This is a genomic window from Dactylosporangium sp. CS-047395, assembly GCF_050942185.1.
Classification (GTDB): Bacteria; Actinomycetota; Actinomycetes; order Mycobacteriales; family Micromonosporaceae; genus Dactylosporangium.
This window is the reverse complement of sequence record NZ_CP192015.1, coordinates 6,297,925-6,312,303: the sequence shown is the minus strand read 5'-3', so window position 1 is coordinate 6,312,303 and position 14,379 is coordinate 6,297,925. Positions and strand designations below refer to the sequence as shown.

17 protein-coding genes are annotated in these 14,379 nt (G+C 74.4%); 4 read left to right on the top strand and 13 right to left on the bottom strand.

Annotated elements, in window-relative coordinates; genetic code table 11:
* Positions 1-34 precede the first annotated feature (34 nt).
* Positions 35-775: an SDR family NAD(P)-dependent oxidoreductase gene (locus ACQP00_RS29600; RefSeq protein WP_433200903.1), complete on the bottom strand. Its 741-nt coding sequence runs from the start codon at positions 773-775 to the stop codon at positions 35-37.
* A gap of 78 nt (positions 776-853) precedes the next feature.
* Between ACQP00_RS29600 and ACQP00_RS29595 the strand changes: the two genes are divergently transcribed.
* From ACQP00_RS29595 to ACQP00_RS29585, 3 genes are all read left to right on the top strand, one after another.
* Positions 854-1,453 (top strand): TetR family transcriptional regulator, encoded by a 600-nt coding sequence (locus ACQP00_RS29595; RefSeq protein ID WP_433200900.1) that lies wholly within the window; start codon positions 854-856, stop codon positions 1,451-1,453.
* Positions 1,454-1,478: 25 nt separating this feature from the next.
* A complete protein-coding gene (locus ACQP00_RS29590) occupies positions 1,479-2,192 on the top strand; it encodes an esterase family protein (protein ID WP_433200897.1) in 714 nt (237 codons plus the stop codon).
* A gap of 65 nt (positions 2,193-2,257) precedes the next feature.
* Positions 2,258-2,899 (top strand): NADPH-dependent F420 reductase, encoded by a 642-nt coding sequence (locus ACQP00_RS29585; RefSeq protein ID WP_433200894.1) that lies wholly within the window; start codon positions 2,258-2,260, stop codon positions 2,897-2,899.
* A gap of 78 nt (positions 2,900-2,977) precedes the next feature.
* On the opposite strand, the gene ACQP00_RS29580 is transcribed toward ACQP00_RS29585, so the two are convergent.
* From ACQP00_RS29580 to ACQP00_RS29550, 7 genes are all read right to left on the bottom strand, one after another.
* Positions 2,978-3,211, bottom strand: a complete 234-nt coding sequence (locus tag ACQP00_RS29580) for a hypothetical protein (protein ID WP_433200891.1) — start codon at positions 3,209-3,211, stop codon at positions 2,978-2,980.
* 14 nt (positions 3,212-3,225) lie between these two features.
* Positions 3,226-3,837 (bottom strand): STAS domain-containing protein, encoded by a 612-nt coding sequence (locus ACQP00_RS29575; protein ID WP_433200888.1) that lies wholly within the window; start codon positions 3,835-3,837, stop codon positions 3,226-3,228.
* A gap of 101 nt (positions 3,838-3,938) precedes the next feature.
* Positions 3,939-4,727, bottom strand: a complete 789-nt coding sequence (locus ACQP00_RS29570; RefSeq protein WP_433200885.1) for a DUF1295 domain-containing protein — start codon at positions 4,725-4,727, stop codon at positions 3,939-3,941.
* Positions 4,724-5,998 (bottom strand): class I SAM-dependent methyltransferase, encoded by a 1,275-nt coding sequence (locus ACQP00_RS29565; RefSeq protein WP_433200882.1) that lies wholly within the window; start codon positions 5,996-5,998, stop codon positions 4,724-4,726. The genes ACQP00_RS29570 and ACQP00_RS29565 overlap by 4 nt, the downstream gene beginning before the upstream one ends.
* A complete protein-coding gene (locus tag ACQP00_RS29560) occupies positions 5,995-7,248 on the bottom strand; it encodes a class I SAM-dependent methyltransferase (RefSeq protein WP_433200879.1) in 1,254 nt (417 codons plus the stop codon). The genes ACQP00_RS29565 and ACQP00_RS29560 overlap by 4 nt, the downstream gene beginning before the upstream one ends.
* Complete coding sequence (locus ACQP00_RS29555; RefSeq protein ID WP_433200876.1) at positions 7,245-7,922, bottom strand: DUF1365 domain-containing protein; 678 nt, start codon at positions 7,920-7,922, stop codon at positions 7,245-7,247. The genes ACQP00_RS29560 and ACQP00_RS29555 overlap by 4 nt, the downstream gene beginning before the upstream one ends.
* Positions 7,919-9,154 (bottom strand): NAD(P)/FAD-dependent oxidoreductase, encoded by a 1,236-nt coding sequence (locus ACQP00_RS29550; protein WP_433200873.1) that lies wholly within the window; start codon positions 9,152-9,154, stop codon positions 7,919-7,921. The genes ACQP00_RS29555 and ACQP00_RS29550 overlap by 4 nt, the downstream gene beginning before the upstream one ends.
* Before the next feature lie 86 nt (positions 9,155-9,240).
* On the opposite strand from ACQP00_RS29550, the gene ACQP00_RS29545 reads away from it, so the two are divergent.
* The gene (locus tag ACQP00_RS29545) at positions 9,241-9,840 is read left to right on the top strand and encodes an alpha/beta hydrolase (RefSeq protein ID WP_433200870.1); all 600 of its coding nucleotides are present in this window, start codon (positions 9,241-9,243) and stop codon (positions 9,838-9,840) included.
* A 4-nt stretch (positions 9,841-9,844) separates the two neighbouring features.
* Here ACQP00_RS29545 and ACQP00_RS29540 read toward each other — a convergent pair whose 3' ends face one another.
* The 5 genes from ACQP00_RS29540 to sigK all read right to left on the bottom strand — a co-directional run bounded on the left by ACQP00_RS29540 (position 9,845) and on the right by sigK (position 14,332).
* Positions 9,845-10,516 (bottom strand): class F sortase, encoded by a 672-nt coding sequence (locus tag ACQP00_RS29540; RefSeq protein WP_433200867.1) that lies wholly within the window; start codon positions 10,514-10,516, stop codon positions 9,845-9,847.
* The gene (locus ACQP00_RS29535) at positions 10,513-11,322 is read right to left on the bottom strand and encodes a hypothetical protein (RefSeq protein ID WP_433200864.1); all 810 of its coding nucleotides are present in this window, start codon (positions 11,320-11,322) and stop codon (positions 10,513-10,515) included. The genes ACQP00_RS29540 and ACQP00_RS29535 overlap by 4 nt, the downstream gene beginning before the upstream one ends.
* Before the next feature lie 88 nt (positions 11,323-11,410).
* A complete protein-coding gene (locus ACQP00_RS29530) occupies positions 11,411-12,997 on the bottom strand; it encodes a serine/threonine-protein kinase (protein WP_433200861.1) in 1,587 nt (528 codons plus the stop codon).
* Positions 12,998-13,034: 37 nt separating this feature from the next.
* Positions 13,035-13,727, bottom strand: coding sequence for an anti-sigma factor domain-containing protein (locus ACQP00_RS29525; RefSeq protein ID WP_433200858.1), 693 nt, complete (start codon positions 13,725-13,727; stop codon positions 13,035-13,037).
* Positions 13,727-14,332: an ECF RNA polymerase sigma factor SigK gene (gene sigK / locus ACQP00_RS29520; protein WP_433200855.1), complete on the bottom strand. Its 606-nt coding sequence runs from the start codon at positions 14,330-14,332 to the stop codon at positions 13,727-13,729. The genes ACQP00_RS29525 and sigK overlap by 1 nt, the downstream gene beginning before the upstream one ends.
* Positions 14,333-14,379 lie beyond the last annotated feature (47 nt).

Below are 14,379 nucleotides of genomic sequence, written 5' to 3'. Positions count from 1 at the left end.
AAGATAGCGGCCGGCCCGGTTCGGTGCCGCTGCGTTACCAGGGCGCCCGGGTGCCGTCCCAGGACCAGAGGGCGCCGGTGGGGCCGTCGTCGGGGAGCAGGGCGAGGCGCACGGCACCCGTGGCGGCCTCGGCCGGGTCGCCGCCGACGGACATGCCGGGGAAGAGGTTCGTGCGGCGCAGCCCCGGCGCCAGGGCGTTGACCTTGAAGCGGTCGCCGAGGGCCTGCGCGGTCAGCAGGGTGACGGCGTTGACCGCGGTCTTCGAGCTGCGGTACGCGAGGCCGCCGCCCCGGACGCGCTCCCAGTCGAACTGCGGGTTGGGGCCGCTGTTCCAGGTCAGTGAGCCGGTGCCGCTGGAGACGTTGACGACGCGCGGGTGCGCCGAGCGTTCCAGGGCCGGGAGGAAGGCCTGCGTGACGGCGATCAGACCGAAGACATTGGTCTCGTACGCCATCCGCAGCTGCTCGATCGTGGTGCCGGTGATGTCCTCGCCGCCCGGGTTGACGCCGGCGTTGTTGACCAGGATGTCGAGGGTGTCGAGCTGCTCGGCCGCCGCGGCGATCGAGGGCGGTTGCGTCACGTCGAGCTGGACGGCGCGGACGGCCGGGCCGAGGTCCTGCGCCGCCCGCCGTCCCTTGTCGAGGTCGCGCGCGCCGATCCAGACGGTCACGCCGCGCTCCAGCAGCTGCCGCGCGATGTGGAATCCGATGCCGCTGTTGCCCCCGGTCACCAGGGCCACCGTGCCCGGCTCGGGTACGCCGATCTGCTCAGTCATCGTCGCTCCAATCTCCAACTCCAACGTTGCAGTTGGAAATGTACCACCACCGAGCGGCGGCGTTGTTAGGCTTGCGCGGTGGCGTGGGACACCGAGGCGACGCGGCGCCGGTTGCGGGAGGCCGCGCTCGTGGAGTTCGCCGCGCACGGGCTCGAGGGCACGACGGTCGGCGCGATCGCGGCCCGGGCCGGGGTGAACAAGGAACGGCTCTACAGCTACTTCGGCGACAAGCAGGCGCTCTGGGACCTCGTGCTGTCCACCGAGCTGGAGCGGCTCGCGGCCGGGGTGCAGCTCACCGGGGCCGGGCTGGACGACATCGGCGAGTTCGCGGGCGCCACGTTCGACTACCACGCCACGCACCCCGAGCTGGGCCGCCTGTTGCAGTGGGAAGGCCTGCAGGACGGCCCGCCCGCGCAGGAAATGGCCCGGACCGCGCACTACCGAGAGAAAGTGGCGCGCTTCACGGCCGCCCAGCGCGACGGCCGGATCGACGGCGGCCTGGACCCGGCCCACCTCGTGTTCGCGTTGATCGCCCTCGCCGCGTGGTGGCAGACGGTGCCGCAGCTGGCCGGCATGATCACCGGCGCCGGACCGGACGACGAGCAGGAACGCGCCCGCCGCCGCCAGTTCGTCGTGGAGGCCGCCCGGCGCCTCGCCGCACCGCCGCGGGTCCGCTAGCCGCCGCGGCGGATACGGTCGTCGGATGCGTGAGGTGCAGCTGACCGGCGGGCGGATCGTGCAGTACGGCCACTGGGGCCGCCCCGTGCTCGTGTTCCCCTCCGAGGGTGGCACCGCGCACGAGTACGCCGACCGTGGCATGGTGCACACCCTCAGCCCGCTGATCGAGGCCGGGCGGATCAAGGTGTACTGCGTCGACTCCCGCGACGCCGGCGCGTGGTCGGCCCGCCACCTCCCGCTGGAGGAGCGGGCGCGGCAGCACGAGCGGTTCGAGGCCTGGATCGTCGGCGAGGTCGTCCCGTTCGTGCACGACGACACCGGCCCGGACATCATCGCGACCGGCTCGTCGCTCGGCGCGTACCACGCGCTGAACCTGGCCCTGCGCCACGCCCACCTGTTCCCGCAGGCGATCTGCCTGTCCGGCAACTACGACGTCGGCTCGTGGGCGGGGTGGGGTGAGCGCGGCGACGCGACGTACTTCAACAACCCGGCCGACTACGTCCCGGGCCTGCACGGCGCCCACCTGGACTGGCTGCGCTCCCGGCTGTCGCTGGTCCTGGTGTGCGGGCAGGGGCAGTGGGAGGACACCACCGGGTCGCTGGAGCAGACCCGCCGGATGGCTGGGATGCTGCACGACAAGGCGATCCCGTGCGAGCTCGACGTGTGGGGCCCGCAGTGGCCGCACGACTGGCCGTCGTGGCAGGCGCAGATCGCCAAGCACCTGCCCCGCTTCTGCTGAGCCCGGCGCGGGCCGCAGGCCGACGTGCGGGGAATAGTTGCCTGGCCAGGCCGGTTGCGCCGACCGTGACAACATTCGGAATCATCGGGGCAGGCAACATCGGCAGCCAGGTCGCCCGGGCGGTCATCGCGCTCGGGCACGACGTGGTGATCGCGAACTCGCGCGGGCCGGAGACGCTGTCCGCGCTCATCGAGGACCTCGGCCCGTCCGCTCGCGCGGCCACCGCGCAGGAGGCGGCCGCCGCGGGCGATGTGGTGGTCGTCACCGTACCGTTCGGCAAGTACCGCGACGTGCCCGTCGAGCCCCTCGCCGGCAAGATCGTGCTCGACACCAACAACTATTACTGGGAGCGCGACGGCCGGTTCGACGAGCTGGACCGTGGCGAGGCGACCACGGCTGGGCTGCTGCAGGCGCACCTGCCCGAGTCCAAGGTGGTCAAGGCGTTCAACCACATCGGTGCGGGCGACATCACCACCGACGGGTCACCCTCCGGTACGCCCGGCCGGCGCGCGCTGGCCGTGTCCTCGGACTACCCCGAGGCGGCCGCGTTCGCCACGGACCTCTACGACCGGATCGGGTTCGACGCGGTGGACGTGAGCCCGCTGAGCGAGTCCTGGCGGGTCGAGCGCGACCGCCCGGCGTACGTCGTCAAGCAGGACAAGGCCGAGCTCGAGACGAACCTCGCGAAGGCGCCCCGCACGATCTGATCGGGGTCGTCCGTGATGCGCCCCTCACCTGCCGCGGCCGTGAGCCGGGGCGGGTGAGGGCGCGGCGCGCTGCCGCCGTCAGCGGGACGCGGCCCCGCCTCCGGCCACGGCCACCGGCGAGCAGTCCCGCAGGCAGCGCGGGCACCGGTGCGGTCCCTCCGGGGCGCGCTCGCCGACCCAGCCGTGCCGGCTGAAGAAGCTCCACGCCAGGTCCCAGTTGTGCAGGTTCGCGGCCAGCCGGCCGACGATCAGGCCGCACTCGTCGCAGACCAGGCTGAAGTCCGTGCGCTCCTGCGCGTACATCGCGGTCATGTCCGTCCTGCCGCTCAGCAGGCCACGGGCTGCGCGGCGCGCAGCCACTCCAGCGCGCTGACCTGGTCGGCGTGCGCCGGCAGGACGTCGTGCAGGCACAACAGCCGCAGCGCCGCGGACACCGCCTCCGGCGGACCGACGAGACACGTCCGGCCGCCCCGTTGCGCCGCGCGTCCCGCCGCCCGGACGAGGACGTCGACGGTGGCGGAGGAGAGCCGGCGCATCCGGCTGACGTCGACCATGAGGTGCCGGCACGGCCCGGGGTCCCCGCTGAGCAGGTCCCAGAGCCGGGCGTCGTCCGCGCACAGCAGCTCGCCGCGCAGGTAGACCGCACGGACATCGGCCAGCAGTTGCACGACGAGGCGCGACGATCCACGACCGGCCGGCTGTACGGACGGTGCGTCCAACGACCGCGCGACGATCCCGCTCAGCGAGGTCGGCGGCCCGCACCGGCCACAGGCGTGCGGCCCGATCGCCAGCTCGCTGCCCGTCCAGCCGTCGAGGCCGAACAGCCTCCAGGCCACGTCCCAGCCGCCGGTCGAGCGGGCCAGATTCCCCACGATCGCCCCGCAGGCGTCGCAGACGAGGCTGAAGTCCGTCCCGTCCCGGCTGACCAGTGCCGTCATACTTGCGTCCGTACAACCATGTGCATCATGCAACTATGTGTCGCGCGTACGACGATCCGCCCGCAGCCGCATGACGGTTCCATGACGATCCCCCGAGGGAGCTACACCTTCCGCCGGGGCGGCCAGGGGACGAAGCCGCTGGTGCGGGCCACGTACGCGGCGTACCCCGGCCGGCGCTCGGTGAGATGGCGTTCGAGCAGCGGCTTGCCGGTCTTCGCGGCCAGCAGCCAGGTCATGAGCAGCGGCGAGAGCACGGTGAGCGGGCCGGGCCAGGCAGGGGCGGCCAGGGCGTAGAGGCCCCACCAGACGCAGGCGTCGCCGAAGTAGTTGGGGTGGCGGCTGTAGCGCCACAGCCCGGTGTCCAGCACGCGGCCACGGTTGGCCGGGGCGGCCCGGAACCGGTCCAGCTGCCGGTCGCCGACGGTCTCGAAGGTGAAGCCGACCAGCCACAGCGCGGTGCCGATCGCGGCCCAGGCGGTCAGGCCGCGGCCGTAGTACTGGGCGGCCTGGACCGGCAGCGACACGAACCAGAGCGTCAGGCCCTGCAGGAGGTAGATCGACCTCAGGGCGTACCACATCCGGCTGCCCTTCGCCTTTGCCAGCAACTCGTCGTAGCGCGGGTCCTCGGGGGCACCGCGGCTGCGGCGTCCGATGTGGACGGCCAGGCGCACGCCCCAGGCGACGGTGAGGGCCGTGACGAGCCAGCGGGTGCCGTCGGCGCCGCGGCCGTGCGACAGGAGCAGCCCGGTGGCGGCGACCGCGGCGAACCCGGTGCCCCAGGCCACGTCGACCACCCGGTGCCGGTCGGTGGCGGTGCCGATGGCGAAGAAGACCAGGACGACGGCGAGCGCGGCGCCCAGTGTCGCGGCGAGGAAGGCGAGCGGGTTCACCGCCACGCCTCGCCGAGCGGGGCCACGCCGCTCGCGCCGGCCGGGCCGGGGCGGACGGCGAGGATCTGGTCGACGCCCATCCGGCCCTCCTCGAAGGTGAGTGCCCCGCCGACCAGGTACAGCCGCCAGACCCGGGCGACCGGCTCGCCGACCAGGTCGACGACCTCGTCCCAGCGCCGTTCGAGGGTCTCCAGCCAGGCGGCGACGGTGCGCACGTAGTGCTCCCGCAGCGCGTGCACGTCGCGGATCTCGAGGCCGGCCGACTCGAGCAGGGACACCGTATCGCCGACCGGCCGCATGTGCATGTCCGGGGCGACATAGGCCTCGATGAACGCGCCGCCGCCGGGCGCCCGGCGGCCGCGGGACATCTGCTGCACCAGGAGCCGGCCCTGCGGGGCGAGCAGCCCGTGCAGCGCGGCGGCGAAGGCCGGGTACTGCTCGTCGCCGACGTGCTCGCCCATCTCCACGGTGGCCACGGCGTCGTACGGGCCGTCGGCGACGTCGCGGTAGTCCTGCAGCCGGACCCGGGCGCGGTCGCCGAGGCCGAGCGCGGCGATGCGGGCCGCCGCATAGTCGCGCTGCTGCGCCGAGAGGGTGACGCCGGTGACGTCGACGCCGTAGTGCCGGGCGGCGTGGACGGTGAGCGAGCCCCACCCGCAGCCGACGTCGAGCATCCGCATGCCGGGGCGCAGGCCGAGTTTGCGGCAGATGAGGTCGAGCTTGTCGCGCTGGGCGGCGGCCAGGTCGTAGCCGGGGGCGTCGGAGGTCCAGTAGGCGCACGAGTACGCCATGTTCTCGTCGAGCAGCAGCGCGTAGAACTCGTTGGACAGGTCGTAGTGATAGCTGATCGCGGCCCGGTCGCGCGCCTTCGTGTGGAGCCGGCCGCCGAGCTTGGCCTGCGCCTCGGGGGCCTTGGGGCGGGGCCCGAGGACGCCGAGCCGGACGGCGGTGCGCAGGGCCCGGAGCCGGTCGCCCGCCCCGACCTTGACGCCCCGACCGGCCAGGCCGGTGGTGCGGGCGTGCCGCCACACCTGGCGCAGCCCGTCGGCGAGGTCACCGTCGACGTCGATCTCGCCGGTGATGTACGCCTGGGCCAGCCCCAGCTCGTTGGGGTGCCACAGCATCCGGCGCAGGGCGGTGCGGTCCCGGACGACCAGGGTCGGCCCGCCGGCCGGGCCGGTCTCGCTGCCGTCCCAGGCGCGCAGCCGCACCGGGAGCGCGCCGCCGGCGACGTCGCTGACCAGGGAGCCGAGGCGTTCGGCGACCGTCATCGGGAGCCCCTTTCGAGGATGAGGTGGTGGACGTCGAGGTAGCCGGTGCGGAACCCGGCCTCGCAGTACGCCAGGTAGAAGTCCCAGGTGCGGCGGAAGGTGTCGTCGAAGCCGAGCGCGGACAGCTCGCCGGCGCGGGCGGTGAACCGTTCTCGCCACAGGCGCAGGGTGGCCTCGTAGTGCCGGCCGAAGGCGAGGTCGTCGGCGACGCCGAGGCCGCGGGCGGCGAACGCCTCCCGCATCGCGCGGACCGACGGGATGAGCCCGCCCGGGAAGACATATTTATGGATCCAGGTGTACGTCGAGCGCGTCGCCCGCATCCGCTCGTGCGCCATGGTGATCAGTTGGATGCCGGCCCGCCCGCCGGGCGCCAGGTGCCGCTCGACGGTGGCCGCGTAGTCGGGCCAGAACCGCTCGCCGACCGCCTCGACCATCTCGACGCTGAGCACCGCGTCGTAGCCGCCGGCCAGCGGCGCGATCTCCCGGTAGTCGCACAGCCGCACGTCGACCCGGTCGGCGACGCCGGCGGCCCGCGCCCGGCGCAGCGCGAGGTCGCGCTGCTCGACGGACAGGGTGACACTGTGGACGGTCGCGCCCCGCCGGGCGGCCCGGATCGCCAGCTCGCCCCAGCCGGTGCCGATCTCCAGCAGCCGGGTGCCGGTGCCGACCCGGGTCGCGTCGAGCAGCCGGTCGATCTTGCGGTCCTGCGCGGCCGGCAGGCACGCCCAGGTGGCGGCGGCCGGGTCCGCGTCGAAGAGGGCTGCGGAGTAGCTCATGGTCTCGTCGAGGAACAGCGCGAAGAGCTCGTTCGACAGGTCGTAGTGGTGGTGGATGTTGCGCCGGGAGCCCTCGGCGGTGTTCAGCGTCGCCCGCGGCGTCCGGGCGCCGTGCACGTGGCGCAGCACCTGCAGCGGCCGCGGGACGATCGTGCCGACGTGGGTGGCGAGGACCGCGAACAGGCCGGTGAGGTCGTCGGCGTCCCAGTCGCCGGCCTGATAGGACTCGCCGAGCCCGATGAGGCCGGCGGCGCCGACCCGCCGCCGGAACGCGTCCGGCCGGTGCAGGACGAGCGCCGGGCCGGCGGTGCCGAGCGTGGTGCCGTCCGGGTAGCGCACGCGCAGCGGGAGCCGGGCGACGATCCGGTGCAGCAGCGCCGCGGCGATGCGGGCGCGCAGCCGCGCGTCCGGTACGGCGGCCACGTCCGGCCAGCGGGCCGGGTCGATCGCCGGGCGAGACACGGTCGAGGTCATCGGACGTCCTCCTGGAGGTGGTGCCGGGGGCGCTGGAGCACCGGCAGGCCGCGCAGCAGCAGCCGGATGCCCTGGAGCCGGATTCGTGCGCTGACGGCCAGCGCGGTGAACGGGTGCCGCCGCACGGCCGGGCGCCGGACGCCGCGCAGGGTCGCGGTGAAGACCGGGCCGCCGTCGCGGTCGAGGGTGATGGCCAGCGCGAGGCGGTCGGCCGGCTCGGGCAGGCGCATCCGGTACCGGCCGCCGGTGCCGAAGAACGGCGAGACGTAGAACGCCTTGCCGGTCTCGGCCCGCCCGTCGGGATCGGTGTGCAGCAGGTAGCAGTGCCGTTCGCCGTAGGTGTTGTGCACCTCCGCGATGACGGCGGCCAGGCGGCCGGCGCGGTCGTGGCACCAGTACACGGTGAGCGGGTTGAACACGTGCCCGAGCGCGCGGGCGTTGGCGAGCATGAGGATCCGGCCGTCGGCGACGATGCCGCGGTGGGCCAGGAAGCGCTCCACGTTGGACCGGATGGTGGCGGCCGGGTCGCCGAAGTGGTCGCGGGCCCGGAACCGCCGGTCGGGGCGGTCGTCGAGGTCGACCAGCCACTGGTACGTGCGATACGCGAAGGCGTGCCGGACCGGCGCGGTGCGGGTGTGCCGCAGCGTGCACTCGTAGAGCGCGGCCCCGCTCACCAGGTCACCCCGAGCGACTCGGCGGCCTGCACGCCGGAGCGGCAGCCGTCCTCGTGGAAGCCCCAGCCGTGATACGCCCCCGCGAACGCGGTGGTCCCGTCGTGCAGCTCGGGCAGGCGGCGCTGCGCGGCGATCGCTGCCGGGGTGTAGATCGGATGGGTGTACCGCATCCGCGCGACCACGGCCTCGCCCGGCACGCGGTCACCGTTGAGCGTCACGAGGTACCGTCGCCGCGCCTCGAGCCGTTGCAGGCGGTTCATGTCGTAGGTGACCCGGGCGGGCCCGTCGGCCGGGTCGCAGCCGGGCAGCAGGTAGTTCCAGCTCGCCTGGGCGCCCGGCCGGTCGGGCAGGACCGTGGCGTCGGTGTGCAGCACGGTGTCGTTGACGCTGTAGGTGAACGCGCCGAGCACGGCCCGCTCGTGCGGGGTCGGATCGGCCAGCACCCGCAGCGCGTCGTCGGCGTGGGTGGCCAGCACGACCGCGTCGAAGCGCTGCTCGGCATCGGCGTCGTCGCGGACCCGCACGCCGTCCGGCCCGCGGTGCACGGCCCGGACCGGCACGCCGGTGCGGACGGTGCGCAGCTCCTTGGCCAGCAGCTCGACGTAGGTGCGGGAGCCGCCGGTGACGGTACGCCAGGTGGGGGAGCCGGTGACGGACAGCATGCCGTGGTTGGCCAGGAACGTGAACAGGTACCGGGCCGGGTACTCGAACACCGTGCCGGTCCCGCAGGACCAGACGGCCGACACCAGCGGCACGGCGAAGTGGCGCACGAAATGCGCGGAGTATCGCCCGCGGCGCAGAAACTCCCCGAGCGTCGGGTTGTCCTCGCCGGCCAGCAGCGCCCGGGCCCGGCGGTGGAACAGCGGGACCTGGGCCAGGGTGGCCAGATAGGCCGGCCGGGGCGGCTGCGCGAACAGGCCGCGGGCGCCCCTTGCCCCGGCGTACTGCAGCCCGCACCCGAGACAGCGCACCGACATGCTCATCTCGGTCTCCTGCGTCGGCACCCCCAGCTCGTCGAACAGCCGCAGCAGCCGCGGATAGGTGCGCCGGTTGTGCACGATGAACCCGGAGTCGACGGCGAGCGTCGCCGGCCCGTCGGCCACGTCGTGGGTGTGCGCGTGCCCGCCGAGGCGCGGTTCGGCCTCGAACAGCGTGACGTCGTAGGCGTCGCGCAGCACGTACGCGGCGGTGAGGCCGGCCACGCCCGCCCCGATCACGGCTACGGATCTCATACCGGTGATTCGGTCCCGCACGGCCGCCGGATTGGTGTGATCCACTTCTCACCCGTCCGGGTCGCGGCCGGTCACGAATCGCGGACATGGCGAATCGGCCCCATCTGGTCACCCACGGTCCCGCCGCGCCCCGCGCCGTGGTGCTGCTGTTGCACGGCGGCGGCGCGGACAGCCTCGCGGCCGCGCCCCGCGGCGTCGCGTACCTGCGCATGCTGCCGTTCGGATGGGCCGCCGCTCGGCCGGGGGTGGCGGTGTGGCGGCTGCGGTACCGGTACCGGGGCTGGAACGAGCCCGAACGGCACCCGGTGGCCGACACCCGGTGGGCGCTGGACCGGGCCGCCCGCGAGCATCCCGGCGTGCCGGTGCTCCTGGTCGGGCACTCGATGGGCGGCCGGGTCGCGCTGCACGTGGCCACCGACCCGGGCGTGGCCGGGATCTGCGCCCTGGCCCCGTGGATCGAGCCGCCCGACCACGGCCTGCCGACGAGACCGGACCGCCCGCTGCTGATCGCGCACGGCGACCGCGACCGCATCACCGACCCGGCCGCGTCGGCCCGGTTCGCGGCCGGGCACGGCGGCCGCTTCGAGCTGGTCCGCGGCGACGACCACACGATGCTGCGGCGCTGGCGCACCTGGAACCGCCTCGTCGCGGCGTTCGTCGCGGCGTTCGTCGCGGCACCGCTGTGACGCCTCAGCCGGAGGCGGCCGCCGACGGCCAGGAGGGTTGCGGTCCGGGGCCGGGCTGGGCCTGTTTGAGGTCGGCGAACGCGACGATGTTGTCGCGGTAGTGCCCGGTGGCGGCGTCGAACTCGCCGCCGCAGGTGATCAGGCGCAGGGCGGCGTGGTCGACCGGGCCGTAGACGGCGTCGGTCGGGAACGCGTTCTTCGGGTACCGGCCGACCTTGGTCACGGCGAAGACCGCGCGGCTGCCGTCGAGGCGGGTCACGCTGACCTCGTCGCCGGGGGCGAGGTCGGCCAGACGGTAGAAGGCGCCCTTGGTGCCCTTCCAGTCGACGTGGCCGGCGAGCACGGCCGGGCCCAGCGCGCCCGGGGTGGGGGCGCCGGTGAACCAGCCCACGGTGCTCGCGTCGTCGGGCACCTGCATGGTGCCGTCGGGCTGCGTGGCGAGGTCGACCAGGCTGCTGGTCACGCCGAGCTTGGGGATGCTGACGTTCTGCGGCGGCGAGGACTCCATGAGCGGTCCGGAGGTCAGCTCGCCCGGGTGGCCGGCCCCGGGCGCCGCCGCCGACGGGCTCGCCGCCGGCGGCCGGCTCGCCTCCGGGCCGGCCGCCGGTGGCGGGGCAGAACACCCCGCCACCAGAAGGGCCGCAGACACCGAGAGGACCACGACCCGACGGGTCATGCCCGCGCGCCCTTGCGGCGGCGGTAGAAGGCCAGCCCGAGGGTGCCGAACACCGCGGCGCCGCCCACCGAGTAGATCAGCGCCGGGTCCGGGCCGCGCTGCAGCGAGGAACCGTCGCCGGTGTTGACGCCGCCCGCCGGGACCGAGCCCGCGGCCGCACCGGACACCATGCCGCAGGTCGCCACGTCCGTTGCCTCCTCGGGGATGTTCGGCACGCCGAGGGACTTGGCGAACGTCGACTCGCCCAGCGCCTCCAGGTCGTACTTCCCGTTCTTGTTCGCATCGATGCCGTGCTGGACGATGTGCAGGTCCTTCAGGTGCGCGATGGTGCCGGCCGGCAGCTGTGCGGCCGGGATCGTGCGCTCGTAGGCCAGGTTGCCCTGCGCGTCGGCGGTCGGGAACCGGTCGACCGCGAGCCCGCTGGCCTTGGTGGTGTCGCCGGAGGTGGTCAGCGAGACGAAGATGTCGCCGTACATCGGCAGCCCCTCTTCGACGCTGATGTACCCGTTGCCGTTCTTGTCGTCCTTCATGGTCGGGCAGTGGAAGTCCATGCCGGCGGCGGAGCCGTGCAGGTGCTGGGCGTGCGGGGAGTTGGGGGTCATCCCGGTCGACTTGATGGCGATCTTCAGGTCGCCGTTGTCCATCGCGGTGAGCGTCGCGGTGCCCTTGGCGCCGGTGCTGCCCATCTCCTGCAGATCCACCGAGACGGCCTCGGCCGCGAACGCGGGCCCCGGTGCCACGAGCGGCACGGTCAGCGCGATCGCCGCGACGGGCAGGACCGCGATGGCGGCTCGTTTGAGGTTCATGAGGGGGTCTCCGTTCGTACGGGGTTGTGACAGGAGTGATTCGGGGCTGTCCCCCGTTCGGATGGGTGGCAATTTCCGAACGGGCGAATCAGCGCTGCTCGAAGCCGTCGAACACGGTGTGCAGACCCGCGAGGGCGGCATCCCAACCGGCGTCGGGCGCGGTCCAGGACACGACGAAGCCGGGGCCGGCCGCGGTGCCGAAATTGCGGCGCAGGGTGTGCCAGCGGGTGCCGTTCTCGTCGAACGTGTACTCCCAGTCCGCCGCACCGTGCTGGTAGAGCGCGACGCTGATGGCGATGCGCCGGTAGCCCACGGGCGCCGAAGGTCCGGCCAGCAGCTGCCGTTCCTGCTCGGTCCAGTACGCCACCCGATCGGCGTCCGGCGGCGGGGTGGCATCGACGGTGAACCCCTGCCGCCCGTCCGGGTCGAGGAAGCACACGACATCGCCGTCGGCGGCGCCGGCGAAGGTCCCCGGCGCCGGCGTGCTGAACTTGTCGAAGTCGTAGCGCCGCCAGCCCTCCGGCAGTCCGCCGGCCGCCCGGCCGGGTCCGGCATCGAGGGTTCCCGAGCATTGCAGTGGCGCGGGGAGGACGGGTCGCGCCGCGGACGCCGAAACCGAGGGTGCGGCCGCGGGGCCGGCGGCGCCGCGGTCCGCCGGGCGAGCGGCGGCCCACGCACCCACGCCGCCCGCGCCCAGGATTACCGCGGTCGCTCCGGCCACGAGCAGCTTGCGCCGCCCGTTCAGCACCGGCAGGCCCGCGGGCTTCCAGGCCACCGTGCGACCTCCGTCGTCGGGCGCGGTGCGCTGCCGCGGCGGGTGCCACTGCGGGTCGCCCGGCGGGTCTCGCAGCGCGGCCTCGAGCAGCGGGCGGGCCTTCGCGGCGGTCAGCCGCTCGCCCGGTTCCCGGCCCAGCAGCCCGAGGACGACCGGTTCGAGCGGCCCGGCCCGCAGCATCACGTCGGGTGGCTCGCGCATCAGCGCGGTCAGCTGCTCGACCGGCGTCGGGCGGGTGTAGGGCGGCCGGCCCTCGACGGCCAGGTACAGCGTGGCACCGAGCGACCACAGGTCCGTGGCCGGGCTCGACTCGCCGGCCGTCACCCGCTCGGGCGCGACATAGGCGGGGGAGGCGAGCAGCACGTCCTCCCGCGTCGCGTTCGTGCGGAAGCTCTCCTCGGCGAACACCGCCACCCCGAAGTCGCCCAGCAACGCCTGCCCGTCGGGTGTGAGCAGCACGTTTCGCGGCGTGACGTCGCGGTGCAGCACCCCTGCGGCGTGCGCGGCGGCGAGCCCGTCGAGCAGGGCCAAGCCGACCTTCGCCGCGGCCGCCACCGGCAGGGCCCCGTCGTCGCGCACGGTCGCGTGCAGGGAACGGCCCTCGACGTACTCCATGACGATCCACGGCCGCCCGTCGGCGAAATGCACGTCGTACACCCGGACCAGGCTCGGATGCCGCAGTCGTGCGGCCGTGCGCGCCTCGCGGATCGTGCGTTCCCAGATGTCGGTCCGCCCGGGCGCCACCCCGGCGATCGGCAGGATCTCCTTGACCGCCACCTCGCGGTCGAGGACCTCGTCGCGCGCCTGCCAGACCCGGCCCATGCCACCCCGGCCGACCACCCGCAGGAGCCGGTACCGGCCGGCGACGACCCCTTCCTCCGCTCCGCCGTCCACTGCCATGACCGGGATTCGGAGCCGGACCGCGCGCGGATGGGTGCTATGTGAGGGGAATCTTGGCCAGCATCGTGCCCTGCGGGGTCGCGACGCCGCCGGCCCGCTCCTCGGTCAGCGCCAGCGCCGCCTGCCCGCGTACGCCGCGCACGACCGTCTGGCCCGCGTTGGCCCCGGCGGCCAGGGTCCCGGCCGGGCGGGCCGTCGCGCCGTCGGTGAGCCACAGTTCGTAGGCGCGCGTCGCGTCGATCGCGGGGGCGGCCGTGACGTACACGACCCCCTGGTCCCGGCCGGCGGAACTGACCAGGGTGACGGTGCCGCCGCCGGGCAGCGCCGCCTGCCGCACCGTCGCGTCCGGAGCGCTGAGCACCAGTTCAACCGCCGAAGACGAAGCGCTCATCTCGTACGTCACGACGCTCGCCCCGGCCGCCAGCGCGACCGCGGCCGCTGCCGCCGCGGCGACCGTACGCCAGCGCGGCCCGGTCCGGGCGGCCCGAGCACGTATCGGCGGCCCGTCCTGGCGGGTCCGCGCCGCCCGATCGAGCACCGCGGTGCGCAGCCCGCGCGGCGGCGCCGACCAGGCGCCGTCGGCCAGGTGCGCGGCCGTGGCCCGGAACTCGGCGGCGTCGGCCGCGCACGCCTCGCAGCCGGCGAGGTGCCGCTCGAACGCGGCGCGTTCCAGGTCGTCGACCGCGTCGAGCGCGTACGCGCCGACGAGGCTGTGGATGTCGTCGTGCATCAGGCCACCTCCACGCCCAGGCAGTCGCGCAGCCGGATCAGTGCGTCGCGCATGCGGGTCTTGACCGCCGGGAGCCCGATCCGCAGCAGTTCGGCCACCTCCGGATATGAGCGTCCCTCGTAGTAGGCGAGCCGGATCGCCTCGCCCTGCAGCTCCGTGAGCCCGTCCAGGCACCGGCGCACCTGCTGCTGCTCGAGCCGGCGCCCGGCCGCCTCCGCGACCTCGTCGAACGGGGTCTCCACCGCCGCGGCCCCGGCCTTCGCCAGCCGCTCGGCGCCGGCCTGCTCGGACCGGACCCGGTCGACCGCCTTGCGGTGGGCGATGGTGAGCATCCAGCCGGCGGCCGTGCCGCGGGACGGGTCGAACCGCGCCGCCGAGCGCCACACCTCGACCAGCGCCTCCTGGGTCACCTCCTCGGCCTGCGCCGGGTCCCGCAGCACCCGCCGGATCAGGCCGTACACCCGGGCCGCGACCCGGTCGTACAGCCGTCCGAACGCGGCCTCGTCGCCCCGGCCGACCGCTACGAGGAGGTCGTCCTCGGTCGCGCGGGGTACGGGTTCCGGGACCGGCGACAGGTGCCGACGCCCCGGTTCCGGCTCACCCATGTCGCCCACTCACTGCTGCAGCCATACGGAGAATTCGAACCTGCGGG

Excerpts from the sequence above, each read along its gene's own strand:
- ACQP00_RS29530 (WP_433200861.1), bottom strand. The coding sequence starts at position 12,997 with ATGGCAGTGGACGGCGGAGCGGAGGAAGGGGTCGTCGCCGGCCGGTAC.
- ACQP00_RS29550 (WP_433200873.1), bottom strand. The coding sequence starts at position 9,154 with ATGAGATCCGTAGCCGTGATCGGGGCGGGCGTGGCCGGCCTCACCGCC.
- ACQP00_RS29600 (WP_433200903.1), bottom strand. The coding sequence starts at position 775 with ATGACTGAGCAGATCGGCGTACCCGAGCCGGGCACGGTGGCCCTGGTG.
- ACQP00_RS29560 (WP_433200879.1), bottom strand. The coding sequence starts at position 7,248 with ATGACCTCGACCGTGTCTCGCCCGGCGATCGACCCGGCCCGCTGGCCG.
- ACQP00_RS29540 (WP_433200867.1), bottom strand. The coding sequence starts at position 10,516 with ATGACCCGTCGGGTCGTGGTCCTCTCGGTGTCTGCGGCCCTTCTGGTG.
- ACQP00_RS29580 (WP_433200891.1), bottom strand. The coding sequence starts at position 3,211 with ATGACCGCGATGTACGCGCAGGAGCGCACGGACTTCAGCCTGGTCTGC.
- ACQP00_RS29590 (WP_433200897.1), top strand. The coding sequence starts at position 1,479 with ATGCGTGAGGTGCAGCTGACCGGCGGGCGGATCGTGCAGTACGGCCAC.
- ACQP00_RS29575 (WP_433200888.1), bottom strand. The coding sequence starts at position 3,837 with ATGACGGCACTGGTCAGCCGGGACGGGACGGACTTCAGCCTCGTCTGC.
- ACQP00_RS29535 (WP_433200864.1), bottom strand. The coding sequence starts at position 11,322 with ATGAACCTCAAACGAGCCGCCATCGCGGTCCTGCCCGTCGCGGCGATC.
- ACQP00_RS29525 (WP_433200858.1), bottom strand. The coding sequence starts at position 13,727 with ATGCACGACGACATCCACAGCCTCGTCGGCGCGTACGCGCTCGACGCG.
- ACQP00_RS29565 (WP_433200882.1), bottom strand. The coding sequence starts at position 5,998 with ATGACGGTCGCCGAACGCCTCGGCTCCCTGGTCAGCGACGTCGCCGGC.
- ACQP00_RS29545 (WP_433200870.1), top strand. The coding sequence starts at position 9,241 with ATGGCGAATCGGCCCCATCTGGTCACCCACGGTCCCGCCGCGCCCCGC.
- sigK (WP_433200855.1), bottom strand. The coding sequence starts at position 14,332 with ATGGGTGAGCCGGAACCGGGGCGTCGGCACCTGTCGCCGGTCCCGGAA.